Source organism: Archangium violaceum (assembly GCF_016859125.1).
Lineage (GTDB): Bacteria > Myxococcota > Myxococcia > Myxococcales > Myxococcaceae > Archangium > Archangium violaceum_A.
Window position 1 is genome coordinate 233,373 of the sequence record NZ_CP069338.1, and the last position, 23,130, is coordinate 256,502.

Genomic DNA, 23,130 nt, shown 5'->3' on the forward strand with positions numbered 1-23,130 from the left:
AACCGGGGTGCGAACTCGCGGCCCGTATACCCTCACCCCGACCCTCTCCCAAAGGGAGAGGGAGGGAAGGAAGGTGTCAGCCCGGCATCAGGAAGCGGGCGATGACTCGCTTGAGGCCCACTCCCCCTCCGAACTCCACCGTCACCTTCGCGTTCGGTCCGTTGCCGTCCGCCGACACGATGCGCCCCATCCCGAACTGCTCGTGGCGCACCCTCATCCCACGCACGTCCCCACCCACTCCGTCCATGTCCGACGTCTGTGAGTAGGAGCGGTCCACGCGCGGCCCGTCGTCCTCGTCCGCCCAGTTGCGCTTGCGCGCCACCATCGGCGTGGACTTCGGCGATGGCGTCTCCAACTCCTGCTCCGCGAAGCCGAACAGCGACTGCGGCACCTCCCTCAGGAAGCGCGAGGGCGGGTTGTAGCGCAGCTCGCCGAACAGCGAGCGGCACTGCGCCAGGCTCACGAACAGCCGCCTGCGCGCTCGCGTGAAGCCCACGTAGCAGAGCCGCCTCTCCTCGGCCATCTCCTCCCCGTCCGGGTCCTCCGCCGCCAACGCTCGCGAGTGCGGGAACACCCCGTCCTCCATCCCCGTGATGAACACCGCGTCGAACTCGAGCCCCTTCGCCGCGTGCAGCGTCATCAGCGCCACCCGCCCCTCACCCACCTCCGCGTCCGCCTCGCCCACCAGACTGATCTGCTCCAGGAACGCGTTGAGCGGCGGCACGTCCGCCGTCAGCGGCGAGTCGTCCAGGCTCTCCTCCTCCAATGGCCGCTCGGGCACCTCCTCCTCACCCTCCTCGTCCCCCACCGAGGCCGCCGCCACCGCCGCCGCCGCACGGTTCAGGTCGAACTCCTGCGCCGCGCCCAGGAACTCGCGCAGGTTCTCCGCTCGCGACAGCGACTCGTCACTGCCCTCCGTCACGAGCGACTCCACCAGGTGCGACTCCTTCAGCATCTGGTCCACCGCGCTCGCCGCGTCCTTCGCCTCCTGCGCGAAGGCGTACAGCGAGGACACCACCGCGTGGAACCCCGTGAGCCGGCGCACCGCCGCCGTGTTCAGGCCCGGAATCCGCTCGGGCGCCGCCGTGGCCTCGTACAGGCTCACCCCCGCCTGTTGGGCCCAGTCCACCAGCCGCTCCACCGTGGTGTCGCCAATGCCTCGCGCCGGCGTGTTGATGATGCGCAGCAGGTCCGCGTCCGAGCGCGGGTTCACCATCAACCGCAGGTAGGCCGCCGCGTCCCGCACCTCGGCCCGATCATAGAAGCTGCGCCCGCTCACCAGCGTGTATGGCACCCGCGCCAGCCGCAGCGCCTCTTCCAGCACGCGGCTCTGCGCGTTGGTCCGGTAGAAGACCGCCATCCCCGAGTACTTGATGAAGCCCTCGCGCTGCAGCTCGTGGATGCGGCGCGCCACGTCCTGGGCCTCGGCACGCTCGTCCCGGTTCATCATCAGCTGGAGGTGCTCGCCCTTGGGCCGATCACTCCACAGCTTCTTGGGCATGCGCCGCGTGTTGCGCGCGATGACCGCGTGCGCCGCGTCCAGGATGGTCTGGTCCGAGCGGTAGTTCTGCTCCAGCTTCACCACCCGCGCGCCCGCGAAGTGCTCCGGGAAGCCCAGGATGTTGTCCACGCTCGCCCCGCGCCAGCGGTAGATGGACTGGTCGTCATCGCCCACCACCACCAGGTTGGGGCGCCGCTCCGGCGGGGCCAGCAGGCGCAGCAGCTCGTACTGCACCGGGTTGGTGTCCTGGAACTCGTCCACCAGGATGTGCTGGAAGCGCCGCCGGTACTGCTCCAGCACGTCCGAGCGCTTGCGGAAGAGCGCCACCAGCAGCAGCAGCAGGTCCCCGAAGTCCACCGCGTTCGCCGCGCGCAGCAGCCGCTGGTAGGCCCGGTAGGTCTTCTGCACCACCATCCCGCGCAGGTCCTCCGAGTCCACCACCATGTCGTCCGGCAGGCGCGCCGCGTTCTTCTCCTGATCGATCCGGTGGAGGATTTCCCGCGGCTGCATGATCGGGTCCACCCGCACCTCGCGCATGGCGCGCTTGACGAGTTGGAGCTGGTCCCCGTCGTCGTAGATGACGAACGAGGGGGTGAGTCCTCCCGTCACCGCCTCCAGCGACTTGTCCGCCCCCACCGTCGGGTCCCGGAGGATGCGGCGGAGGATCATCGACGATGAGGAGTGGAAGGTGCTCACCACCAGCTCGTGCGCCTGGGGGCCGAGCAGCTGCACGAGCCGCTCCCTCATCTCCCGAGCGGCCTTGTTGGTGAAGGTCACGGCGAGGATGCGCCAGGGGAAGACGCCGCGCACCTGGACCAGGTGGGCCACCCGGCGGGTGATGACGCGGGTCTTGCCGCTGCCCGCGCCCGACAGCACGAGGAGCGGGCCATCCCCATGAAGGACGGCTTCCTTCTGGGGTTCGTTCAGGTCTTTGAGGAGTTCGTTTTCGGCGTTCAAGGCAGGCGCCATTTTTAGGGGCAAACCCTGCTTCTAACGAGTTTCCGCCCGTCTGGAAGGACGTTCCACGCAGGGGCACGCCCGCCTGCCCTGTTGGGGAGCCTCAGCACCCGCAGTCGCAGTTCTCCACCGACGCCCCCGCCACCTCGGTGCCGTCCTCGCGCACCAGGCGAACCGTCTGGGAGGGCCACGACTCGTGCAGCAGCAGCTCCAGCTGCCCATCCCCCTCCAGGTCCAGCACGCCCACCACCTCGTCGCCGACCAACTCCTTGGGCAGCAACCGCTCCCCGGTACCAGGCTCCAGCACCACGGCCCGGGTGACCTGCTGGTTGTAGTCGGTGCCACACGCCGAGTTACCCTCGCCCGTGCGGAAGCGCGCCACCGTGAAGACGGCGTGCCGCTCTCCCGAGGCATAGTTGAACGCCCTCACCTCCTCGCTCAGCACCTCCTCCACCCGCTCCGCGAGGACGGAGCCCTCGGTGCGCAGCTCGGCGAAGCGAGGGAGCTTTCGGAGCGCGTCCTCCTGGGCGGCCAGCACCTCCTCCGAGGGTCCGGCGCCGGACGCGAAGAACACCGGCGCCTTCGTGCCCGCGGGCAGGGCGAACAGCAGCGCCTCCGGTGCCACCGCGCAGTCCAGCTCGGCGAAGGCCCAGGCCCGGCCGCAGCCCGGCGCCTCCGGGGGCGGCTCCCGCATGAAGTAGCCGAAGTGGGGCACCGCGCGGTTGATCCACGCGAACCCCGTCACCGCGCAGCCCGCGCGCACGGGACCGTCCACACCGTAGAGGTCCACCCTGTCCCCCTTGGTGTAGAGGCCGGTGGGATCCTGCTCCACCGCCGCCATCCATAGACTCCGGCGCACGTCCACGGGCTCCAGCGCGACGCTCTCGCGCGCCTCGCCCAGCAGCATGAAGGTGCGCCCCACATGCGACTCCACGAAGCGCGGCACCGCCTGCGTCTTCAGGGTCTCCGCACGCGCGGCACGAGCCTCGGCCCGGGAACGGCACGTGGCCTCCTTGCCCTCGAGCTCCGGATCCAGCGGCCCGGCGTTCTTCACGTAGGCCTCCACGCCCGCCTGGGCCAGCTGCGCCTGGAAGGCGTTCGCCTCCGCCCTGCCCGCGAAGGCCTTCGCCACCACCACCTCCAGGCACGGACGCAGATCCCTGAAGGCGTTGGTGGACAACCGGAGCGGCTCCGCGGCCAGCCCCGTCTTCTTCAGCGCTTCCAGCACGCCACGGCCCTCCCCCGGAGTCGCCGAGGAGTGGATGATGACCAGCCACATCCTCGCGTACCGTGCCTCCGGCGGAGGCTGAACCACACTGGGAGTGGAGGCATCCGGTGCTCCGGCGGCCGGGGCCCGGGTCGGGGGCTGGACCGGTTCGGAGGCCCCACAACCCCGAAGCTCCGTGCATCCCGACATGGCCAGCAGCACGACGACCAGGGCACGCGACAGGCGAGGCATGGACGACGTTCTACCAGTAGAGTCGTGCCCATGTCCGACGCAGACCCCCGACCGACCCAGGAACAGCTCGACCGCTACGCCGAACAGTTCAACCAGAGTCAGACGCTGCGGCTCTTCGGTGCGAGATTGAGCTTTCCCAATGGCGAGAAGGTGGTCGTCTCCCTCCCCGAGGTCCGTCCCGAGCACCGGGGCGGTCTGGGCACCTCCGCCGTCAATGGAGGCATCATCTCCGCCCTCTTCGACTACGCCATCGGCTGCACGCCCGCCCTGTTGGATCCCACCCGCCGCGCCGCCACCATGCAGCTCTCCACGAGCTTCGAGCGCCCCCTTCGCGGAGACACCGTACGCGCCGAGGCCACCATCGACAGCGTCGGCACCTCCACCCTCTTCGCCTCCGCCCGGATGTACGACGCACAGGGGCAGGTGTGTGCCCGCTGCCAGGGCGTGGTCAAGCTCTCCAGGATGAAGTGGGACTCGGGAGAGAGCCCGGCCGTCAACTGAGGCCCTCCACCCCCATCGATATGTCCACCGACACGGGACGTTTCCTGGGCACCGGGGAGCAGCGAGACCCCGGCGGGCCGTCGGAAGCTCGGGAAGACACGATGGGTGTGGCCTTGGTGCAACCATTTCGCAGCGCGGTGCGACAGCAGGAGGGGAGCGCACGACCGGGGGGGAGTGCGCTGGAGGAGGAAGCCGAGCTCGCACGCCGTGCCCTGAACGGGGAGCGCACCGCCTGGAACACGCTCATCTCCCGCTACCAGCACCGCGTCGTGGTCTCGCTGCTCGCCCGGGGGGTCCGGGCGGACAGGGCCCATGAGCTCGCCCAGGAGACCTGGGCCCGGCTCATCCAGCAGCAACAGAAGGGGCTGCTCACCGAGCTGCGCCTGCCCAGCCTCGCCCTCACCCAGGCGGCGTTCCTCGCCGCCGACGAGGCGCGCCGCGCCCGCCGCGAGTCCCTGGCGGGTCCGGTGGAGGAGCTGCCCGAGTCCCACCACCCGGTGGATCCCTCGGTCTCCGCCGAGCGGCGATTGCTCTCCGAGGAGCAGCTCGCCCGGGCCCAGGCGGCGCTCCGGGAATGCCCGGCGAGCGCCCAGCGTGTCTTTCAACTGGCATGTGACGGCCAGGAACTGCCGCACGCCGAGGTGGCCGCGCGCGTCGGCCTGTCCGTGCAGCGCGTCCGACAAATCCTGTGCGAGGTCCGCAAGAAGCTGCGGAGCGCCCTCGAGGAGGAAGCACCATGAACCAGCCGCACATCCGCCCGGCCGACGCCGAGCAGTACGTCCTGGGTGCGTTGGAACCGGAAGCCGCGGCGGCCCTCGAGGCCCACACGATTCAATGCCCGCACTGCGCCCGCATCCTCCAGCAGGAGGCCCTCCTGGAGGAGCAGCTGCGCGAGGTGGCCCAGGCCGCCGCCGCGCGAGCCACGGTGATCCGCCCGGCCCGCTGGAACCGGGCCCGTTCGTCCGCCGCCGCGGGGGTGATGATGGCGGCCGCGGCGGCGGTGATGCTGCTCGTCCTCCGCCCCGATCGAACCGTCCAACCGCGGACCCAGGACGACGACTTCCCCGTCATGGCGCTGCCGGTGGAGCTGCCGGAGACGCCGCAGCGGCTGGTCGCCTGCCCGGATCTGGACAGCCAGGAGGAGTGCGCCTCGGAAGCGTTGGCGCGCGGGCTGCTGGTGCAGTACCCCCAGGGCGTGGGCGAGGTGCCACGTTACGAGGGCTATGCCGGAATCCCGACGAGCGCGCTGAACGCCGCAGGGCCCCATTCGCTGTGAAAGGCACCGCCATGATCGATCGGATGAAGCAGGTCCTGACGCTCCTGTGGATGGCGGCGCTCGCCATGGGAGGCACCGCCCGGGCCGCGGACGACAAGAAGGGCCTGCCCAAGGGGTGGTTCGTCACCGAGAGCGCCCCGAAGCTCTACGAGGCGGGCCTGGACACCCAGAGCCCGTGCGAGGGCAACCGCAGCGCGTTCTTGAGCTCGCTCCAGGCCAACCCCACGGGCTACGGCACCTTCATGCAGGCCTTCGGCGCGCAGAGCTTCCGCGGCAAGCGGCTGCGCTTCTCCGCGGTGGTGCGCACCGAGGACGTGAAGGGTTGGGCCGGCCTGTGGATGCGGGTGGAGGGCGAGGACCCGAAGAAGCCGCTCGCCTTCGACAACATGCAGTCGCGCGCGGTGGTGGGCACCACGCAGTGCAAGCGCTACGAGGTGGTGCTGGACGTGCCCCAGGAGTCCAAGGCCATCATGGCCGGGCTGATGCTCAGCGGCACGGGCAAGGCGTGGATCGGCGCCGTGCGCTTCGAGACGGTGGACGCTTCCGTCCCGGTCACCAACCTCATCGCGGAGAGGCCCCAGCCCCGTCCGGCCGCCGGCCGCGTGGGCGATTTCTGGTTCAGCCGGGAGAAGGTGGACTCCGCCGTGTACCGGGCCGTGACGCAGCAGGACGGCTCCTGGAAGGACAACTTCTCCAATGTGGTCTCCCTGGTGAACGGCAACACCGTGCAGGGCACCCTGGGGCATCAGGCGCTGAACGTCACCATCAAGACGGGGGGCCCCTCCACCCTCATCCAGGGCGTCTGGGGCACCGAGCAGGTGTTCATCGAGCTGGGCGCGGAGAAGCTCGTCATGAAGAAGGGCCTCTACAAGCGGGAGCTGGTGCGCGAAGACGCCCGCCCCCGGGAGGACGGGCGCTGCATCCGCTACCGGGACGCCGGGGGAATCTTCTCGGGCGACGCCCTCGACGTCTGCGGCCTGGCGCTCAGCAAGAGTCCGCCGCTGGTGCCCCTGACGATCGCCTTCCTCTCCACGGGTTTCAAATCGGTCGCGGCCCGGATGGGACCCGCCTCACCGCCCCAGGCGCCCAGGGATCCACTGTCGCCGAACCAGCCCCGCTAACCACGCGCTCCTGGCGCCCGCGCGGCGGATGTGCTGAGCATCCGCCGCATGGACACGCAAACGCGCACCGCGATCATGACAGGCGCGAGCGGGCTCGTCGGAGGCTTCCTGCTCGACGCGCTGCTCGAGGATGAACGGTACCGGGAAGTGCACTCCCTGGGCCGCCGCCCGTTGCCCAGGCAGCACCCGAAGCTCGTCCAGCACACCGTGGACTTCGCCCGGCTCGCGGATCAGGCGCTGCCCGCCGCCCAGGATGCCTTCTGCTGTCTGGGCACCACCATCAAGAAGGCCGGCAGCCAGGAGGCCTTCCGCGCCGTGGACCATGACGCCGTGCTGGCCTTCGCGAAGGCGGCGAGGAAGGCGGGCGCCCAGCGCTTCCTGGTGGTGACGGCGCTCGGCTCCAACCCGCGCTCGCGCGTCTTCTACAACCGCGTGAAGGGCGAGGTGGAGGAGGCGCTGAAGACCGTGGGCTTCGAGTCGCTCGTCATCCTCCAACCGTCGCTGCTGCTCGGAGAGCGCGCGGAGCGCCGTCCGGGCGAGCACGCGGCCATCATCGCCTCGCGGGTGCTCGCACCGCTGCTGCGTCCGCTGGCCAGCCGCCCCATCGAGGCACGCACCGTCGCACGGGCCATGCGCGCCCTGGCGCACGACGCACCCGCGGGCGTGCGGGTGGTGCCCTCCGGAGAGTTGCAGGAACTCGGCCGGTAGCGCCGGACAGCGCGTTCCTAGAAGGAGAAGTCGCGCTCGAAGATTTCGTTGTTGCCCACCCGCACCATCAGGTGGGCGGAGCGACCGCCGCCCGTGCCGAGGTCGAACTGGAGACCTTCCGGGCCCTGTTGGGGTTTGAGGGAGGGCTTGCCGGGGGCCAGGAAGACGGCCGCCGTCACGGCACGCCCCGAGAGGGGTTGAACCAGGAGCCGGGCCCGCTGACGCTCTCTCACGAGCACCACGCGGAACTCCCGCCGCTCCTCCAGCACTTCACGCTGCTCGGGATGGCGCGCGGCACCTGGCCGTCGCGCGGGGTTCTCCAGGGTCCGCGAGCTCCGGGCCGCGGGGGCGGGCTGCTCGTCCCGCGCCTGCTCGATGGCCTCGTCGCCCTCCTCCAATGCCCAGATGGCCTGCGCGCAATCCAGACATTTCTCCGTGTGGCCATCCACCCACTTCAGCTCCACGGCCGACATCAATCCCATGTCGAAGCGCCACAGGTCATCCGCGCTCAGGTGCCGCTTGGGAGGAGATTCGACGGACTCCGTACTCGCCAGGTCGGCACGACAATCGGCACAACCCTGGAGATGGGGGCTCGGTCGAGCCGGGCGCTGGCTGAGCGCGGCGATGAAGTCGTCACAATCGGCGCGCGCCGTGAACCACCAGGCCCGGGCGCGCTCGGCGGCATCGAGGAGATCCCGCTCGGCGCGGCGCTGCGGATTGAGGGGGATGAACCAGCGGGCCTTCGAGCGGAGTGCCTCATCCAGACGCCCCAGGCCCTCGCGAAACGAGCGCAACGTACGTGCCGTCTCTCCGTCGAGCGGCCCATGAAGTGATTCCCACTCACCGATGGCGCGGGCGGCGGACTCGGCCCTGTCCCGCGCGGTGAGACCTTCCAACGAGGAGGTACGCCAGACCTCGGCCTCTTCTCCTCCTTCGCCAAGGGCGACCTCGGCGGCTTCCTCCGCGGCCCGCAGGAGCGCGGGCTGCAAGGTCTCCGGCTTCTGCGCCCGGAGCCAGGTGTCGATGTCCGCCCGGGACAGGCTCCGAAGAGCCTGCTCGACTCCCTCCCTGCCCAACCGTTCGCCTCGCCGGAGGATGTCTCCAATCAGCTCGAGCGAACCACCGTTGGGAGAACCACCCCGCGCGAGTTGCTCACGCCGGGACTGATAACGAGAGAGTGCATCGACGACCATGTGAGTACCCTCCTTCGGGTACGGGGGGGCGGCTCACTCGTGCCCGGCCTCCTGTTGGAGGTCGAGCAGATAGAGCCGCAGGTAGGCCTGTGCGCGGCTGACGCGCTTGTACGAATTGACCACGCTGATGTTCAGGCGCCGGGCGCATTCCTCGTGGTCCTCTACGTCCTGGTGGTGGTACAGATCCCACGCACCCGCTTCCTTGGGATGTTCCTGCTGCAGACGCTCGAAGGCCCGCCAGTACAGTTCCTGGGCCTCGGAGCGTTCCTCGCGCCGCCGTGACGACTCCACCGCGCGAGCCACCTCGGAAGGCGGCTCCTCCATGGCGTCATCCGAGTCCGCCGAAGCGGGCGCGAGGTCCTCTCGCTGCCGCCGGTAGAAGTCGATGGCCACGTGCTTGACGATGCGCAGGAAGAACGTCTTGGGAGACGCGCTGCGCCCGGGCATCTGCTCGGAGACACCGCGGAACTGGTCCAGGCCCCGGTCGAGGAACTTGCCGACCGCGTCCTGATAGAGCTCGTCCGCGTCCGCCGGAGAGCCACGGCCATAGCTCGCCTGAATCTTGGAGATGACATAGCGGGCCGGACGGGCCCAGCGCTCACAGAGCGCGCCAAGCGGGGCCCCGACGGCCTCGCCCGCGGCGCGGCGCTGGAGCACCTCTGCGAACAGTTCGTCATCCGTGAGATCGTCGAACACCGGAAGGTCCTCGGAGCGCCGCCAGGAAGTACGAGCCCCTCGCCTGGGCAGGGGGGGGGTCGGTGGAACGGCGGGGCAAGGTAGCACGTCGGCATCCGAAGGCGGTCTCCCGATGACACGGCCCTCGAATGCCCGACAGAGGACACACGAGGGGTGTTGGAGAAGAGGGACGGACCCCCCCCGGATTCCTGACGGCGGGGATTTTCCGGCCGATTTACGGCCTTTTTTCTGGTCCTGGCCGAGCGGGCATGCTTCGCCCCGGGCGACAGGCGGCCCGGACGACGCGGGAGGCACGGGGGGTTGGCGAAATGTCACCCCCTGGAAATCCCGGAGGGGGGCAAGGAGGAGGACAGGGGATGTGGGGAACCCAACCGGACGTCAGCCCCCCACCCGCTCCAGGGCAGCACCAGGGCGCCAGGCCCCCACCCGGGGATGGAGGAGTCCAGCCCGAGGAGACGGCGGCCACCCCCCTCCTGCTCGTGGGAGCGCTTGATTCGGAGGAGGTGGAGGGGTTGAAGGCCATGCTGGCCCCCCTGGGACAGCCCGTCCACGCGGCCAGCTCCTGGAGCGAGGGGTTCGTGGCCCTGCTTGAGGAGGAGCCCGCCTGCATCCTCGTGGATGCACGGCGGGATGGAGCCGGAAGCCTCCAGACGGCCCACCGCTTGCGTGAGCACGAGCAGGCCCGGCACATCCCCCTGCTCGTCCTCGTGGGCAGGACCCTCCCGGGGGCGGACCTGCCGCGTGGCGAGGGACTGGGGACGGTGGACTACCTGCTGGAGCCCCTTCACTCGGAGTTGCTCCGCGCCAAGGTGGGGATGTTCATCGAGCTCCACCGGAGGGAGCGGGCGATGAGGGCGGCGCTCGCACGGGCCGAGCTCGCCGAGGCGGCCGCGCACGAGAGCGAGCGCGTCCTGAGCACACTGATGGGAAATCTGCCCGGCATGGCCTATCGGTGCCACAACGCACCCGGCTTCCCGTTGTCCTATGCCAGCCCCAAGGCCCTGGAGCTCACCGGATACAGCGCCGAGGACTTCACCTCGCACCGCGTGCTCTGGGCGGACCTGCTCCACCCCGATGACGTCCAGGAGGTCTGGGCCCACATCCAGGAGGCGCTCCACTCCCGGGAGCCCTTCACCCTCACCTATCGGATCCGCACGCGAAGCGGGGAGGTGCGCTGGGTCTGGGAGCGCGGGGTGGCCATCCACGGGCCCGGGGGCGAGCTCCTGATGTTGGAGGGATTCGTCGCCGACATCACCGCGCTCCACCAGGCCGAGCAGGAGCGGGAACGGCTGCTGGCCCAGACACGGATGGAGCACAACCGGTTGGAGACCATCCTCCAACAGCTCCCGTGCGCGGTCCACATCGCCGAGGCGCACTCCGGGCGAACCGTGGCCTTCAATGCCCGGGTCGAGCAACTCCTCGGACATCCCATGATCGATGTGCGCAACATCAAGGACTTCGCCCGCTACCGGGCCATCCACCCGGATGGAAGCCGCTACGCGGCGGAGGAGTATCCCCTCGCGAGGGTGATGCTCACCGGGAAGGAGCAACCCGAGGAGGAGGCCCTCTATGCTCGGCCCGATGGCTCCGTACGGGTCCTGCTCATCAGCGCCGGACCCATCTGGGATGACCAGGGGAAGCTGCAGGCGGCGGTGGCGAGTTTCATCGACATCACCGAGCTCAAACGCACCGAGCGGCACCAGGCCTTCCTCGCTTCCGTGAGCGAGACCCTGGCCAGCTCGCTGGACTACGAGGACACGCTCGCCCACGTGGTGCAGCGGGCCGTGCCCACGCTCGGGGACGGCTGCGCGTTGGACCTCGCCGAACCGGATGGCACCCTGCGCCGGTTGGCGGTGTCCCACGTGGATCCATCCCGGGCGGAGCTCGCCTGGGAGATAGCCCGGCGCTACCTCAGGGGGCTCGACGCACCCTGTGGGCCCGGAGCCGTCATCCGTACCGGACACCCCGAGCTGCTCACGGACCTCGACGAGCTGCTCACCGCGCATGCGGTCGACGCGGAGCAACTGAAGCTGCTGCGAGAGCTCGGGGTCACGTCCACGCTGACGGTCCCCTTGCGCGCCCGTGGCCGCACCCTGGGCGCGCTCACCTTCTACTATTGCCGCAAGTCGGCCCGCTACAGCCAGGAGGACCAACTCATGGCCAAGGACCTGGCGCACCGGGCCGCGCTCGCGGTGGACAACGCGCGCCTCTACCGCGAGGCCCAGCTCGCGGTGCAGCTGCGCGACGAGTTCCTCTCGGTGGCCTCGCACGAGCTGAAGACCCCGCTCACGCCCCTGCACCTCAAGCTCACCACCCTGATGCGCGAATTGCCCCGGTGCTGCGAGGGGGATGCCCGCGCCCAGGAACTCCAGCACCACGTGGAGGTGGCCAGGCGCCAGGTGAAGAAGATGTCCATGCTCATCAACGCGCTGCTCGACGTCAGCCGGCTCTCGCAGGGGAAGCTGAAGTTGGAGTTGGAAGACGCGGACCTGGGCGAGGTGCTGGACGAGGTCCTCGCCTGGTTCGCACCCGAGGCGGCGCGGGTGGGCTCGGAGCTCCAGGTGGAGACACGAACGCGGGTGACCGGCCAGTGGGACAGGCTGCGGCTGGAACAGGTCGTCACCAACCTCGTCTCCAACGCCATCCGCTATGGCGCCGGCCGCCCCATCCACGCCCGGGTGACGGTGGAGGGAGACGTGGCGCGGCTGGTGGTACGGGACCAGGGCATCGGCATTGCACCGGAGGCCCAGGAGCGCATCTTCCAGAAGTTCGAGCGGGCCGTCTCCGAACGCCACTCCGGGGGACTCGGGCTGGGGCTCTACATCACCCGAGTCATCGTGGAGGCCATGGGCGGGAGCATCCGGGTGGAGAGCCGCGTGGGAGAAGGCTCCACCTTCACGGTCGACCTGCCCCTCTCCCCACCACCGGACGCGCGACGGTGAGGGCCTCGTCAGGAGCGGCTCCGCCTCCACGTCACTGAGGGCGGAAGCGATTTTCGGGCACCCGGCCGGAGAGGCCACACAAGCTTCGGTGGTTCGAGCGGCTCAGGACTTCTTCCGGCCGCGGCGCTCGGACTTCTCGTCATCGAAGCCCGTCACCTGCATCCCGAGCGACTGCGCCAGACTCACGGCCGTCTCGACGGGAACCCGGGTGCCCTTGAGACGATTTCTCGCCGGATCGAGGAAGAGCCCCGACACCTGGGAGAAGTCCGTCCGGGTGAGGGTGCAGCCCCGGAAGTTGCTGCCCGCGAGGTTCGTCCCGGTGAAGTCCGCCTCCGACAGGTCCAGGTCGAAGAAGTTCGCCTCCAGCGCCGAGCAGCGCAGGAAGGCCGTCTTGCGCAGGCTGAGTCCGACGAAGGAGGCGTAGCGCAGGACGCAATCCTCGAACGACATCTCGGGGTTGGCCGACACCTCCGTGAAGTCGACCCCCATCAACTTCGAGCCCTCGAAGCGCACGTCCCGGAGCGCCGTGCCCTTGAGCTGCGCACGGGTGAGGTCGCAACCGTTGAAGACGCAGACCTCCAGCTTGCTGTTGCGCCAGCGGCTCTCCTGGAACTGGGTCCGCAGGAAGGTACACCGGTAGAACTCCTTCCCGCCGAGCTCGCAGCCCTGGAGATCCAGATCGGCGAACGTTTCGTTCTCGAAGAACTCCTCCTGCGCGAGCCGCCGCGCGAGCCGCGAGGCCTCTTCCGGATCCGTGGGTACGTGAGTCATGCGGGCCTCTTTCTCATGACCGACGCCCACGCGCCACCGCCGTGCTCGTGCGAAGCCGCGGCCCGATGACACACGTTCTACCGCGAGGCCAGGATGATGGGCGGCGTCCGCGACGAGGACGCGACCTCACCCGCCTTCCGCTCCCCCGGGGCGCTGCTCGGCTACATCGTCCTGGGCCTCATCGGACTGCTGGCGGTGATCGCCCTCGCGCGGCTGCACTCGGCGGTGCGGGTGACCAGCACGGGCAAGGCCTGGCTGGCGTTGGGGATGGCCCAGCTCGTGGTCGCCGCGCGGCTGGGCTTCTCGGAGGCCCCCACGGCCCATCCCGACCACACAGTCCGACTGACACCGGCGCTGTCCGGAAGCGGAACGTCAACCCTCCCTGGAGAGCAGGTTGTCCCACCGGGCCGAATACCCAGACTACGTCCCCCCTCACCCAAAAAGCTCAATAGGAAGGTGGACATGCGTCGGTATCCAACCGGTGTGTCTTCTCTGCTATCCGTCTGTGCGCTGGCAGGCGTGTGTGCGTCGGCTCCAGCGGACGCACTGGAAACCTGCCAGCCCATCACGCTGGTCAAGAACATCGCCCCCGGACCCGCCAGCTCGATTCCGGACCTTCAGGTCCAGACTCCGGCTGTCCTCGGCAAGACGGTCTTCTTCACCGCGAAGGATGGAACGACCGGCCTCGAGCTGTGGCGAAGCCGCGGCAAGGAAGGCGACACAGCCCTGGTGAAGGACATCTTCCCAGGCTCCAAGGATTCGGAGCCACGGTTCCTGACCGTGGTCGGCAACACCCTTTTCTTCATCGCCGATGACGGCGCCCACGGCGCCGAGCTGTGGAAGTCGGATGGTACGGCCGAAGGGACCGTGCTCGTGCGCGACATCCGGCCCGGCACCGAGGGCTCGGGAGCGACCTCGCTGACGGCGATGGGCAACACCCTCTTCTTCATCGCCGACAACGGCGTGAACGGCCTGGAGCTGTGGAAGAGCGACGGCTCGGAAGCGGGCACGGAGCTGGTCGCGGACATCGTCCCCGGCCCCGTGGGCGCGGGGCTCGGCTCCCTGACGGTGATGCGCGACACGCTCTTCTTCGCGGCCGACGGTGGGCCCCAGGAGACCGAGCTGTGGCGCAGCGATGGCTCGAAGGCGGGGACCGAGCGCGTCGCCATCGTCCGGGTCATCGAGAGCGATCCCGGCGAGGAGACCCTCCAGGGCTTGAAGGCCGTGGGCGACAGGCTCTACTTCTTCGCCGGGTCGGCCTACAAGAAGCGGTGGGACCTCTGGAAGAGCGACGGAACGGGGCCGGGAACGGTCCGCGTCACGCCCCTGGCCCTGAGCGCCGCCGACTACGCGATGGGTCCCGATTCGGTGACGCAGGTGGGAGAGCTGATCTACTTCCGGGCCGGCGCGGACGGCTCGCTGTGGCGGAGTGACGGTACCGACAAGGGCACGTCCCTCATCAAGCCCTCGGCGGACGCCCGCTTCCTGACGAACCTGAACGGGACGCTCGTCTTCACCGCCTGGGACGAGGCGAGCGGCTTCGAGCTGTGGCGGAGTGATGGGACGGTCGCCGGCACGGTCCTCATCGAGGACCTCCGTCCCGGAAGCGACAGCTCGGCGCCCTCGTGGCTGACCGTGGTGGACGGCAAGCTCCTCTTCAGCGCCGAGACCACGGAGTCCGGCCGCGAGCTCTGGTCGAGCGATGGCACCCTGGAAGGGACGGCGATGCTCCAGGACGCCGTTCCCGGACCCGGCTCCCTGTCGCCTTCGCTGCTCACGCCCGTGGGCCCGCGCGTCTTCTTCCTCGCGGGTGACACCTCCGCCGCCGACGCGAGCGCCACTGGCGCCGAGCCGTGGGTGCTCAATGACTGCACGCCTCCGACGATCACCTGCCCCAGCGAGCTGACGGCCGAGGCGAGGAGCGAGAGCGGTACGACCGTGACCTATCCGGCCGCCACGGGCTACGACAACAAGCCCGAGCCCCTGGTCTTCAGCTACAGCCACGCCGCGGGTGACAACTTCCCGCTCGGTTCGACCCAGGTCACCGCCATGGCGACCGACGAGTCCGGGAACGGCGCGCAGTGCACCTTCACCGTGAAGGTCCGCGACACCCAGCCGCCGTCGGTCATCTGTCCGCAGGACCATGAGGTCTGGAGGACGACACGGTATGGGGCGACCGTGGACTACCCACGGGCCACGGCCACCGACACGGTGTCCCCGCCGGCGCTCACCTACGAGCCTCCGCCCGGCAGTGACTTCATCGTGGGAATCACCCCCGTTGTCGTCACCGCCACCGACGCGGCCGGCAACACCTCGCGCTGCACGTTCCGGGTGGGAGTGAGCCGGCAGTACGCCCGCGGTGGCTGCGGCTGCGGAGCGGCCTCCGCCAGTGAGTTCGCTGGAGGGTTGCTCCTGTCGAGCCTGGCTCTGCTGGGCGCGCGCCGCCGCAAGTCCGGGACGCGCCGCGACGGGTAGCGCCTCGCGGTTCAGGCCGAGGCCGGGCTCCGGGGCAGCCGCACGCAGAAGGTGGTGCCATCGAGCGCGTTGGACCGCACGTCGATGGTGCCACCATGGGCACGGATGATGTGGTCCACGATGAAGAGGCCGAGCCCGATGCTGCGGCTCGTCCTGTCGGAATTCTCACCCCCGCGTCGCATGGGCTCGAAGAGGTGGGCCTGGAGTTGGGGCGGGATGGGCTCGCCCAGGTTGTGGACCTCCATCACCACGCTGTTGGCTTCTCCGCGCGTGCGCACCGTGACCGGCGTCTCCCCCGGGCTGTACTTCAACGCGTTGGTGACCAGGTTGGTGATGACCTGCGCCACCCGGTCCGAGTCCCACGTTCCCACGCCACTGCCGCTCACCTCGACCCGCACCTCGCGCTCGGGATAGGACATGTGGACCTCCTCCACCACGTGGTGGAGGAGGGTGTGCAGGTCCATCTGCTCCCGGTGCAGGACGATGCCCCCGCCCAGCCGGGCCTGCGTGAAGTCGAGGAGATCCCTCACCATCCGGATGGCGCGCTCGGCCGAGGAATGGATGCGCACGAGCGTCTTGAGGATGCGCTCGTCCAGGCCCTCGCGGCGCAGCAGGAGCGAAATCCCCAGGGAGATGGCGGTGATGGGGTTGCGCAGATCGTGGCTGACGATACCGATGAGCTGCTGCTCGAACTCCGAGCGCCGCCGCTCCTCGGCCCGGGCGTCCTCTTCCTTGCGCTTGCGCTCGCTGATGTCCCGGAAGAAGGCCGCGAGTCCCCCCTCCTTCGTGGGGTAGACGCTGACGTCCACCCACAGGTCCATGGGCGCGTAGAACTCCTCGAAGTGCACGGGCACCCGCTCGCGCATGGCCCGCTGGTACTCGGACCAGAACTTCGTCTTCGGGTCGGCGAGCAGTGGCCAGAGATCGCACACCCTGCGCATCAGGGTCTCGTCACGCGGCTTGCGCGAGATGCGCTCCTGGTTGCTGTTGACGAGGACGACGCGACCGTCCTTGTCGAGGACGATCAACGCGTCCCCGTGCTCCAGGACCTCGAGGGCGAGCTGGAGCCGGGACTCCGCGAGCCCCGTCCGCAGCCGCTGCTCGGTGAGGCGCTTGCGGATGTCCTCCTTCTCCACCGCGTTGCGCACGGCGCGGTAGAGGTTCTCGGGAGTCACCTCCGCCTTCACCAGGTAGTCGGACGCTCCCCCCCTGAGCGCCTTGACGGCGATGCGCTCGCTCCCCCGCCCGGTCACCATCACCACGGGCGGACGCAGGAGGCCCTCGTCGATCTCCAGCCTCCGGAGGAACTCCAGCCCGTTGGCGCCCGGGAGCTCGTAGTCCAGGAGGATGCAGTCCACGGGCTCGCGCTTGCACACCTCGAGCGCCTGCTCCGCGTTCTCCTCCTCGAGGAAGCGGAAGGAGTACTCCTCCACCTGCTCCAGGTAGGTCCTGAAGACGTGCCGATCCTCCGGGCTGTCCTCCAGCAGGAGCAGCGTCAATTGTCGGCGGCTCATCTGCGAGAGCTCTCCCGGCCGTCACCTTCCGGCATCACGATGTGGTCCAGCCAGAAGTCCTTGAAGAGCTGAATCATTCGCTCGAACCGGGTCAGATCCACGGGTTTGAGAAGGTAACCACTCGCGCCATTCGCGTAGACACTCTGAACGTCCTTCGGGTTGTCCGAAGTGGAGAACACGATGACGGGGATGCTCTTGAGAAGAGGGTCATTCTTGACATGCTCGAGTACCTGCCTGCCATCCAGGCCAGCGAGGTTCAGGTCCAGCAGGATGAGGCCCGGGCGGGGCGCCGGCTCCGGGCCCGCGTAGCGGCCGGTCCGGTGGAGGAACGCGAGCGCCTCCTCGCCCTCGGCACAGCGGTAGAGCGGATTGGGGATGCCCACGCCCTGGAAGGTCATCTGGAGCATGTCGAAGTCCTCGTCGTTGTCCTCCACCACGAGGATGGGCAGCTCGCGGTTCATCTCCCGCCCCCTGTCGAAGAGGGCTCGTCCCTCTCACTGCCCAGGGTGAAGAAGAAGGTGGTGCCCTCGCCCGGCCGGGACTCCAGCCAGATACGGCCGCTGTGCCGCTCGATGAGGCGCTTGACGATGGTCAGACCCGTCCCGGTGCCCCCGCCGTATTTGTCCCGCCCGTGCAGGCGCTTGAAGATGCGGAAGATGGCCTCCTGGTACTCGGGCTTGATGCCAATGCCGTTGTCGCGCACGAAGTAGACGGTGTCGCCCTCGGGCGCGTTCGTGGCGCCGAGCTCCACCCACTTCGTGTCCTTGTCGTTGTACTTGATGGCGTTGGTGATGAGGTTGGTGAAGACCTCCACCATGCGCACGCGGTCGCACCGCGCGGGAGGCAACGGACGGGGAATGCGCACCTCCACCTGGGCCTCGTCGATCCTCGGCTTGAGCACCTCCAGTACCGACGCGATCACCTCGTTGAGGTCCGTCTCCCGGAGGGAGAGCTCGGTGCGGCCCACCTGCGCGTAGTGCAGCAACGAGTTGATGAGGCGCTCCATGCGCTGAGTGAGCCGCACCACCGTGTCCATGCGCGTGCGGTTGGTGGGCTCGAGATGGTTGGACTCCTCGCGCAGCACCAGGCTGGCGTAGTTGTGGATGCCCCGGAGCGGCTCCTTGAGATCATGGCTGGCCGCGTAGGCGAAGGAGTCCAGCTCCACGTTGCTGCGCTCCAGCTCCGTGTTGAGCTTGAGCAGTTCCTCGCTGCGCTGCAGGACGATGTCGATGATGTTCCTGCGCAGCTCCCGGGCCGCCTCCAGCTCGTAGTCCTTCCAGGGCAGGGACTTGCCGCGCACCGTCTCCTTCCAGAGCGCGAAGGACTTGCGCGGGTGGAGCCGTAGCTGGTCGTCCTGGACGTCCACCGGCTTGTTCGGGTTGCCGCCCCACTCCACCGTCTGCACCACCTCCGGGCGGAACCACAGGACATAGTTGTGGCGGCCACGTGACATGGAGGCGGCGATGAGGCCGGCCGCGACGTCCTTGAACGCCTCCGCCTCGGGGTACTCCCGGGACAGGCTGGTGGTGGAGAACACCTCCGTTGGATCCGGCTTCTCGCCCAGCCAGCGGATGAGGCCCTGGAGCTGCTCGTCCGAGGGGGCCTTGCCCACGATGGTCGTCGCGCCGTTGAAGTAGACGGCCGCGCCGCTCGCGCCCGTGAGCTCGAGCAGCTCGGGCGGTGGGTGGCAGAGCCCCGCGGCGAAGTCCGCGCTGCGGGTCATCCGCTCGAGCAGCCGCGCCTGCACGGACCTGGCCCGGAGGCGCTGGTCATAGTCCTCGTAGCCCTCCTTGGAGGGGATGAACGAGGACATGAACTCGCCCACGAATTCGCAGGCCGTGCGCACCTCGTAGGGGATGTACCGGGGCCCGGACACGTCCGTGCAGGAGATGAGGCCCCAGAGCCGCCCCTCCTTCATGAGCGAGATGCTCATCGAGGCGAACGCCCCCATGTTGTGCAGGTACTCGAGGTGGATGGGCGACACGCTGCGCAGCACGCAGAAGGACATGTCGAGTGGACCCTGGGCGGCCTCCTCGGGCAACGCGAGGATGCGCGCGGGCACGTAGTCCACCGTCGGGATGATGCGCAGCCAGTTGAGGGTGTACAGCTCGCGCGCCTGGCGGGGGATGTCCGAGGCGGGGAAGTGCAGGCCCAGGTACGGGTCCGCCTTCTCCACCCGATCCTCGGCGAGGACCTGACCGTTCCACTCCGCGTCGAAGCGGTAGATGATGACGCGATCGAACCCCGTGAGCCGGCGGACCTCGCGGACGGCCTCCTCGCACAGCTCGCGCAGGTCCCTCGCGTCACGCAGGCGCGACATGGAGCCACGCGCCTGGTGGTAGAAGCCGAAGAAGGGGAGCGCCTCCTGCTCGGACGAGGGCTCGAGCTCGAGGAAGAGCCGGCCCTGGTGCCGGTGCGCGATGCCATTGAACGTGCGCTCGCCGCTCCCTCCCCGGATGGAGAGCTTGAGCGGGTTGCGGTCCTCGAGCCGCTCCAACAACAGGCTCGCGCGGACGCTCTCGACCTGGGTGGCGGGCAGGAGGACCTCGAGCGTCCTGCCCAGCAGCTCCTGGGCCGGCACGCCGAGCAGGGCCTGCACGTTCTCGCTGACCTGGCGGATCTCCAGCGCGGGCTCTTTCAGGACGAGCAACACGCCGTGCGGCTGGATGGCTCCCGGGATGTGGATGGGCTCGCGATCGCAGTTGGTGAGATCCGCCGTCCGCCCGGCTCCGGCCGATTCCGTGCTCATCACTCCTCCTCTTCGGGCACCTGGGAGCCCTGGCGTCGACCCGATTGGAACCGACCCCTATAAGCCGCCCGACAGCTCTCCCGCCCGGCTGCCTGGCGCTCCGGTGGCATGCGCGAAGGTAAATGTTCACATCCCATCAACCCAGGGAAGCCGGTAAGCAGAGGGTCGCGACCCGGGCCGCGGCCCTGTTAATGGGCCCATTCTGTTTCGGAGGATGGCGTGGAGGAGTCGGTAAATCGGGCGCGTGCCCAGCAGGACATGTTCGCCGGCCCGAGTGAGATGCACGCCCGCGTCCGGGCGCATGACTGGGCCAGTACTCCGGTTGGCCCCGTGGAGACCTGGCCGCAGAGTCTCAAGGCCCTCATCCGGACACTGCTCTCCTCCAGCTACCCCATGGTGCTGACCTGGGGGCCCGCCTTCACCCAGTTCTACAACGACGCCTATTCGAGGCTGATCGGCGACGGACACCCGGCCGCGCTCGGCATCGACATCCGCATCACCCTGGCCGCGTCGTGGGACACGCTCGGCCCGATGATCCACCGGGTGATGACCACCGGCGTGGCCAACTGGACGCCGGCCCTCCCGCTCCTCATGGAGCGCTCGGGCTACCGCGAGGAGGCCTACTTCAGCGTCTCCCACGCCCCCGCCGAGGACGACGAGGGGCGGATCGTCGGCATGCTCGCCGTCTGCAGCGAGGTGACCCAGCAACTGCTCGGCGAGCGGCGGATGCGGCTGCTGAGGGAGCTGGCCTCGAGAACGGACGGGACCCGCAGCGTCGAGAGGACCTGCGGCGATCTCTCCGCCGCCATCGCCGAGCACCCGCTGGATGTCCCCTTCGCGCTCATCTACCTGCGAGGCCCGGACGGGAGGACGCTCACGCGCGGCGGCGTCATCGGGCTGGACGAGAACGGCCCCGTGTGCCCGGCCTCCGTGGAGGTGGGGGTGGATGGCGACGACATCTGGCCCCTGGAGCGCGCGGCGGCCGGAGAGACGGTCCTCGTCGAGGACGTCGAGCGTCGCGTCGCGCTGGCGGGCGGCCCGTACAGGGCTCCGATCCGCTCGGCGCTGGTGATTCCCATCGCCTCCTCGGGACAGACGGCGCCCCTTGGCGTGCTGGTGGCGGGGGTGAGTCCCAACCGCGCGCTCGACGAGGGCTACCGCTCCTTCTACGAGTTACTGGCGGGTCAGGTGTCGGTGGCCCTGCGCAATGCCCAGGCCTATGAGGAGGAGCGTCGGCGCGCGGAGGCCCTGGCGGAGCTCGACCGCGCCAAGACGACCTTCTTCAGCAACATCAGCCACGAGTTCCGCACGCCGCTGACGCTGATGCTGGGGCCCACCGAGCACCTGCTCGAGGGGCGCGCGGGCGCCGTGTCGGAGAGCGTCCGGGCCGAGCTCCAGCTCATCCACCGCAACGCGGAGCGGCTGCTGCGGCTCGTCAACGCGCTGCTCGACTTCTCCCGCCTGGAAGCGGGGCGCATCGAGGCCAGCTACGCGCCCACGGACTTCTCCACGCTCTCCGCCGACCTCGCGAGCAGCTTCCGCTCCGCGGTGGAGCGGGCCGGGCTGAAGCTCCTCGTGGACTGCCCTCCCCTGTCCCAGCCCGTCTACCTGGACAAGGAGCTCTGGGAGAAGGTCGTCCTCAATCTCGTCTCCAACGCCTTCAAGTTCACCCACAAGGGGGAGATCTCCGTCCAGACCCACGAGCGGGAGGGACGCGCCGTGCTCATCGTCCGCGACACCGGGACGGGGATTCCCGCCTCGGAGCTGCCGCGCATCTTCGAGCGCTTCCACCGGGTGAGGGACGCGCACTCCCGGACGCACGAGGGCACGGGCATCGGACTGGCGCTGGTGCGGGAGCTGGTGCAGCTGCACGGGGGCACCGTGAGCGTGGACAGCACCGAGGGCCGGGGAACGACGTTCACCGTCGAGATTCCCCTGGGCTCGGCGCACCTCTCCCAGGAGCGCATCAGCGCCCCGCGCGGCCTGCCCTCCACCGCCACCGGAGCCACCCCCTACGTCGAGGAGGCGCTGCGCTGGACCCCGGATGAGGCCCCGAGGCGGGAGGCGCCCCACCCGGCGAAGGCGAACGAGCCCCGGGCCCGGGTGCTCCTCGCGGACGACAACGCGGACATGCGCGACTACATCCGCCGGGTGCTGTCCCCCCACTTCGAGGTGGAGGCGGTGGCGGACGGACAGGCGGCCCTGGAGTCGGCGTTGTCCCACCCGCCGGAGCTCGTGCTCTCGGACGTGATGATGCCGCGGCTGGATGGCGTGGGGTTGCTGCGCGCGCTGCGGGCGGCTCCGCATACGAAGGATCTGCCCATCCTCCTGTTGTCGGCCCGCGCCGGCCAGGAGGCCACGCTCGAGGGGCTCGAATCCGGGGCGGACGACTACCTCGTCAAACCCTTCTCCGCTCGCGAGCTGCTCGCCCGCGTGAGGTCCAACCTCGAGCGGGTGCGCATGCGCCGCGATGTGGCCCGGGAGCGGGCCCGCGTGGAGAGCCTCATGGAGGCGCTCCGGGCCCGGGACGACTTCCTGACCGTCGCATCTCACGAGTTGAAGACCCCGCTCACCGCCTTCCAACTCAATCTCAACGCCATCGAGCGGGGGCTGAGCCGGACGTCGGAGCACAACATCGGCGATCGGCTGGACGTGGCGCGCCACTCCGTCCGCCGGCTGGCCCGGCTCATCGAGACACTGCTGGACGTGTCGCAGCTCACCACCGGCCGCCTGCAGCTGATGCCCGAGCCGGTGGACCTGTCGACTCTCGTCGGCGAGGTCGTGGCCAACACCCAGGAGGAGGCCCGGAAGCTGAAGACACCGCTGTCGGTCCGCATCGAGAGCCCGCTGGCCGGACACTTCGATCCCGACCGGATGGAGCAGGTGGTCCACAACCTCCTGTCCAACGCCTTGAAGTTCGGCCAGGGGCGGCCCGTGGAGATCTCCCTGCGCTCGGAGGGCAACGTGGTGCAGCTGAGCGTGGTGGATCACGGCATCGGCATTCCCCCGGCGGACCGGGCCCGCGTCTTCGAGCGCTTCGAGCGGGCCGTCCCGGTGCGCAACTATGGCGGTCTGGGGCTGGGGCTATGGGTGACGCGGCAGGTCGTCGAGGCGCACCAGGGCACCATCCTCATCGAGGAGACGCCTGGAGGCGGAGCGACCTTCCACGTCCGGCTGCCACGCAACGGCCAGGCGGGTAACGCCAGCTCCGCCGTGAACTGACGTCCTCCGTCAGGAACCACGGGCACCCGCGTCCCTCCGGGCAGA

Annotated in this window: 16 protein-coding genes; 8 read left to right on the forward strand and 8 right to left on the reverse strand. The window is 69.4% G+C overall.

The window, feature by feature from the left end; all coding sequences use genetic code 11:
* Window positions 1-76: 76 nt before the first annotated feature.
* Window positions 77-2,470 (reverse strand): ATP-dependent helicase, encoded by a 2,394-nt coding sequence (locus tag JQX13_RS00935; protein ID WP_203407194.1) that lies wholly within the window; start codon window positions 2,468-2,470, stop codon window positions 77-79.
* Window positions 2,471-2,561: 91 nt separating this feature from the next.
* Window positions 2,562-3,917 (reverse strand): hypothetical protein, encoded by a 1,356-nt coding sequence (locus tag JQX13_RS00940; RefSeq protein ID WP_203407195.1) that lies wholly within the window; start codon window positions 3,915-3,917, stop codon window positions 2,562-2,564.
* A gap of 30 nt (window positions 3,918-3,947) precedes the next feature.
* Between JQX13_RS00940 and JQX13_RS00945 the strand changes: the two genes are divergently transcribed.
* From JQX13_RS00945 to JQX13_RS00965, 5 genes are all read left to right on the forward strand, one after another.
* A complete protein-coding gene (locus JQX13_RS00945; RefSeq protein ID WP_203407196.1) occupies window positions 3,948-4,418 on the forward strand; it encodes a PaaI family thioesterase in 471 nt (156 codons plus the stop codon).
* 116 nt (window positions 4,419-4,534) lie between these two features.
* Window positions 4,535-5,158, forward strand: a complete 624-nt coding sequence (locus JQX13_RS00950; RefSeq protein WP_239014453.1) for an RNA polymerase sigma factor — start codon at window positions 4,535-4,537, stop codon at window positions 5,156-5,158.
* On the forward strand, window positions 5,155-5,694 hold the full coding sequence (locus JQX13_RS00955) for a zf-HC2 domain-containing protein (RefSeq protein WP_203407197.1): 540 nt from the start codon (window positions 5,155-5,157) through the stop codon (window positions 5,692-5,694). Before JQX13_RS00950 ends, JQX13_RS00955 begins: the two co-directional genes overlap by 4 nt.
* Window positions 5,695-5,705: 11 nt before the next feature.
* A complete protein-coding gene (locus tag JQX13_RS00960) occupies window positions 5,706-6,815 on the forward strand; it encodes an AraC family transcriptional regulator (protein WP_203407198.1) in 1,110 nt (369 codons plus the stop codon).
* A gap of 48 nt (window positions 6,816-6,863) precedes the next feature.
* Entirely contained in the window at window positions 6,864-7,523 is a 660-nt protein-coding gene (locus JQX13_RS00965) for an oxidoreductase (RefSeq protein ID WP_203407199.1), read from the forward strand.
* 17 nt (window positions 7,524-7,540) lie between these two features.
* On the opposite strand, the gene JQX13_RS00970 is transcribed toward JQX13_RS00965, so the two are convergent.
* Window positions 7,541-8,716 carry a hypothetical protein gene (locus tag JQX13_RS00970; RefSeq protein WP_203407200.1) on the reverse strand — a complete coding sequence of 392 codons (1,176 nt, stop codon included), beginning with the start codon at window positions 8,714-8,716 and terminating at the stop codon, window positions 7,541-7,543.
* A gap of 33 nt (window positions 8,717-8,749) precedes the next feature.
* Window positions 8,750-9,412, reverse strand: a complete 663-nt coding sequence (locus tag JQX13_RS00975; protein WP_203407201.1) for an RNA polymerase sigma factor — start codon at window positions 9,410-9,412, stop codon at window positions 8,750-8,752.
* Between the two features lie 356 nt (window positions 9,413-9,768).
* Between JQX13_RS00975 and JQX13_RS00980 the strand changes: the two genes are divergently transcribed.
* Entirely contained in the window at window positions 9,769-12,354 is a 2,586-nt protein-coding gene (locus JQX13_RS00980; protein ID WP_203407202.1) for an ATP-binding protein, read from the forward strand.
* 102 nt (window positions 12,355-12,456) lie between these two features.
* On the opposite strand, the gene JQX13_RS00985 is transcribed toward JQX13_RS00980, so the two are convergent.
* Window positions 12,457-13,125 carry a pentapeptide repeat-containing protein gene (locus JQX13_RS00985; RefSeq protein ID WP_203407203.1) on the reverse strand — a complete coding sequence of 223 codons (669 nt, stop codon included), beginning with the start codon at window positions 13,123-13,125 and terminating at the stop codon, window positions 12,457-12,459.
* 93 nt (window positions 13,126-13,218) lie between these two features.
* Here JQX13_RS00985 and JQX13_RS00990 point away from each other — a divergent pair, with 93 nt between their 5' ends.
* Complete coding sequence (locus tag JQX13_RS00990; protein ID WP_203407204.1) at window positions 13,219-15,600, forward strand: ELWxxDGT repeat protein; 2,382 nt, start codon at window positions 13,219-13,221, stop codon at window positions 15,598-15,600.
* Window positions 15,601-15,611: 11 nt separating this feature from the next.
* On the opposite strand, the gene JQX13_RS00995 is transcribed toward JQX13_RS00990, so the two are convergent.
* From JQX13_RS00995 to JQX13_RS01005, 3 genes are read right to left on the reverse strand one after another with little or no spacing between them, the layout of a single operon-like run.
* Window positions 15,612-17,114 (reverse strand): sensor histidine kinase, encoded by a 1,503-nt coding sequence (locus JQX13_RS00995; RefSeq protein WP_203407205.1) that lies wholly within the window; start codon window positions 17,112-17,114, stop codon window positions 15,612-15,614.
* Window positions 17,111-17,575, reverse strand: a complete 465-nt coding sequence (locus JQX13_RS01000; RefSeq protein ID WP_203407206.1) for a response regulator — start codon at window positions 17,573-17,575, stop codon at window positions 17,111-17,113. The genes JQX13_RS00995 and JQX13_RS01000 overlap by 4 nt, the downstream gene beginning before the upstream one ends.
* Entirely contained in the window at window positions 17,572-19,863 is a 2,292-nt protein-coding gene (locus JQX13_RS01005; RefSeq protein ID WP_203407207.1) for an ATP-binding protein, read from the reverse strand. Before JQX13_RS01005 ends, JQX13_RS01000 begins: the two co-directional genes overlap by 4 nt.
* 219 nt (window positions 19,864-20,082) lie before the next feature.
* Between JQX13_RS01005 and JQX13_RS01010 the strand changes: the two genes are divergently transcribed.
* Window positions 20,083-23,085, forward strand: a complete 3,003-nt coding sequence (locus JQX13_RS01010) for a hybrid sensor histidine kinase/response regulator (protein WP_343211060.1) — start codon at window positions 20,083-20,085, stop codon at window positions 23,083-23,085.
* The last annotated feature ends 45 nt before the right edge of the window (window positions 23,086-23,130 follow it).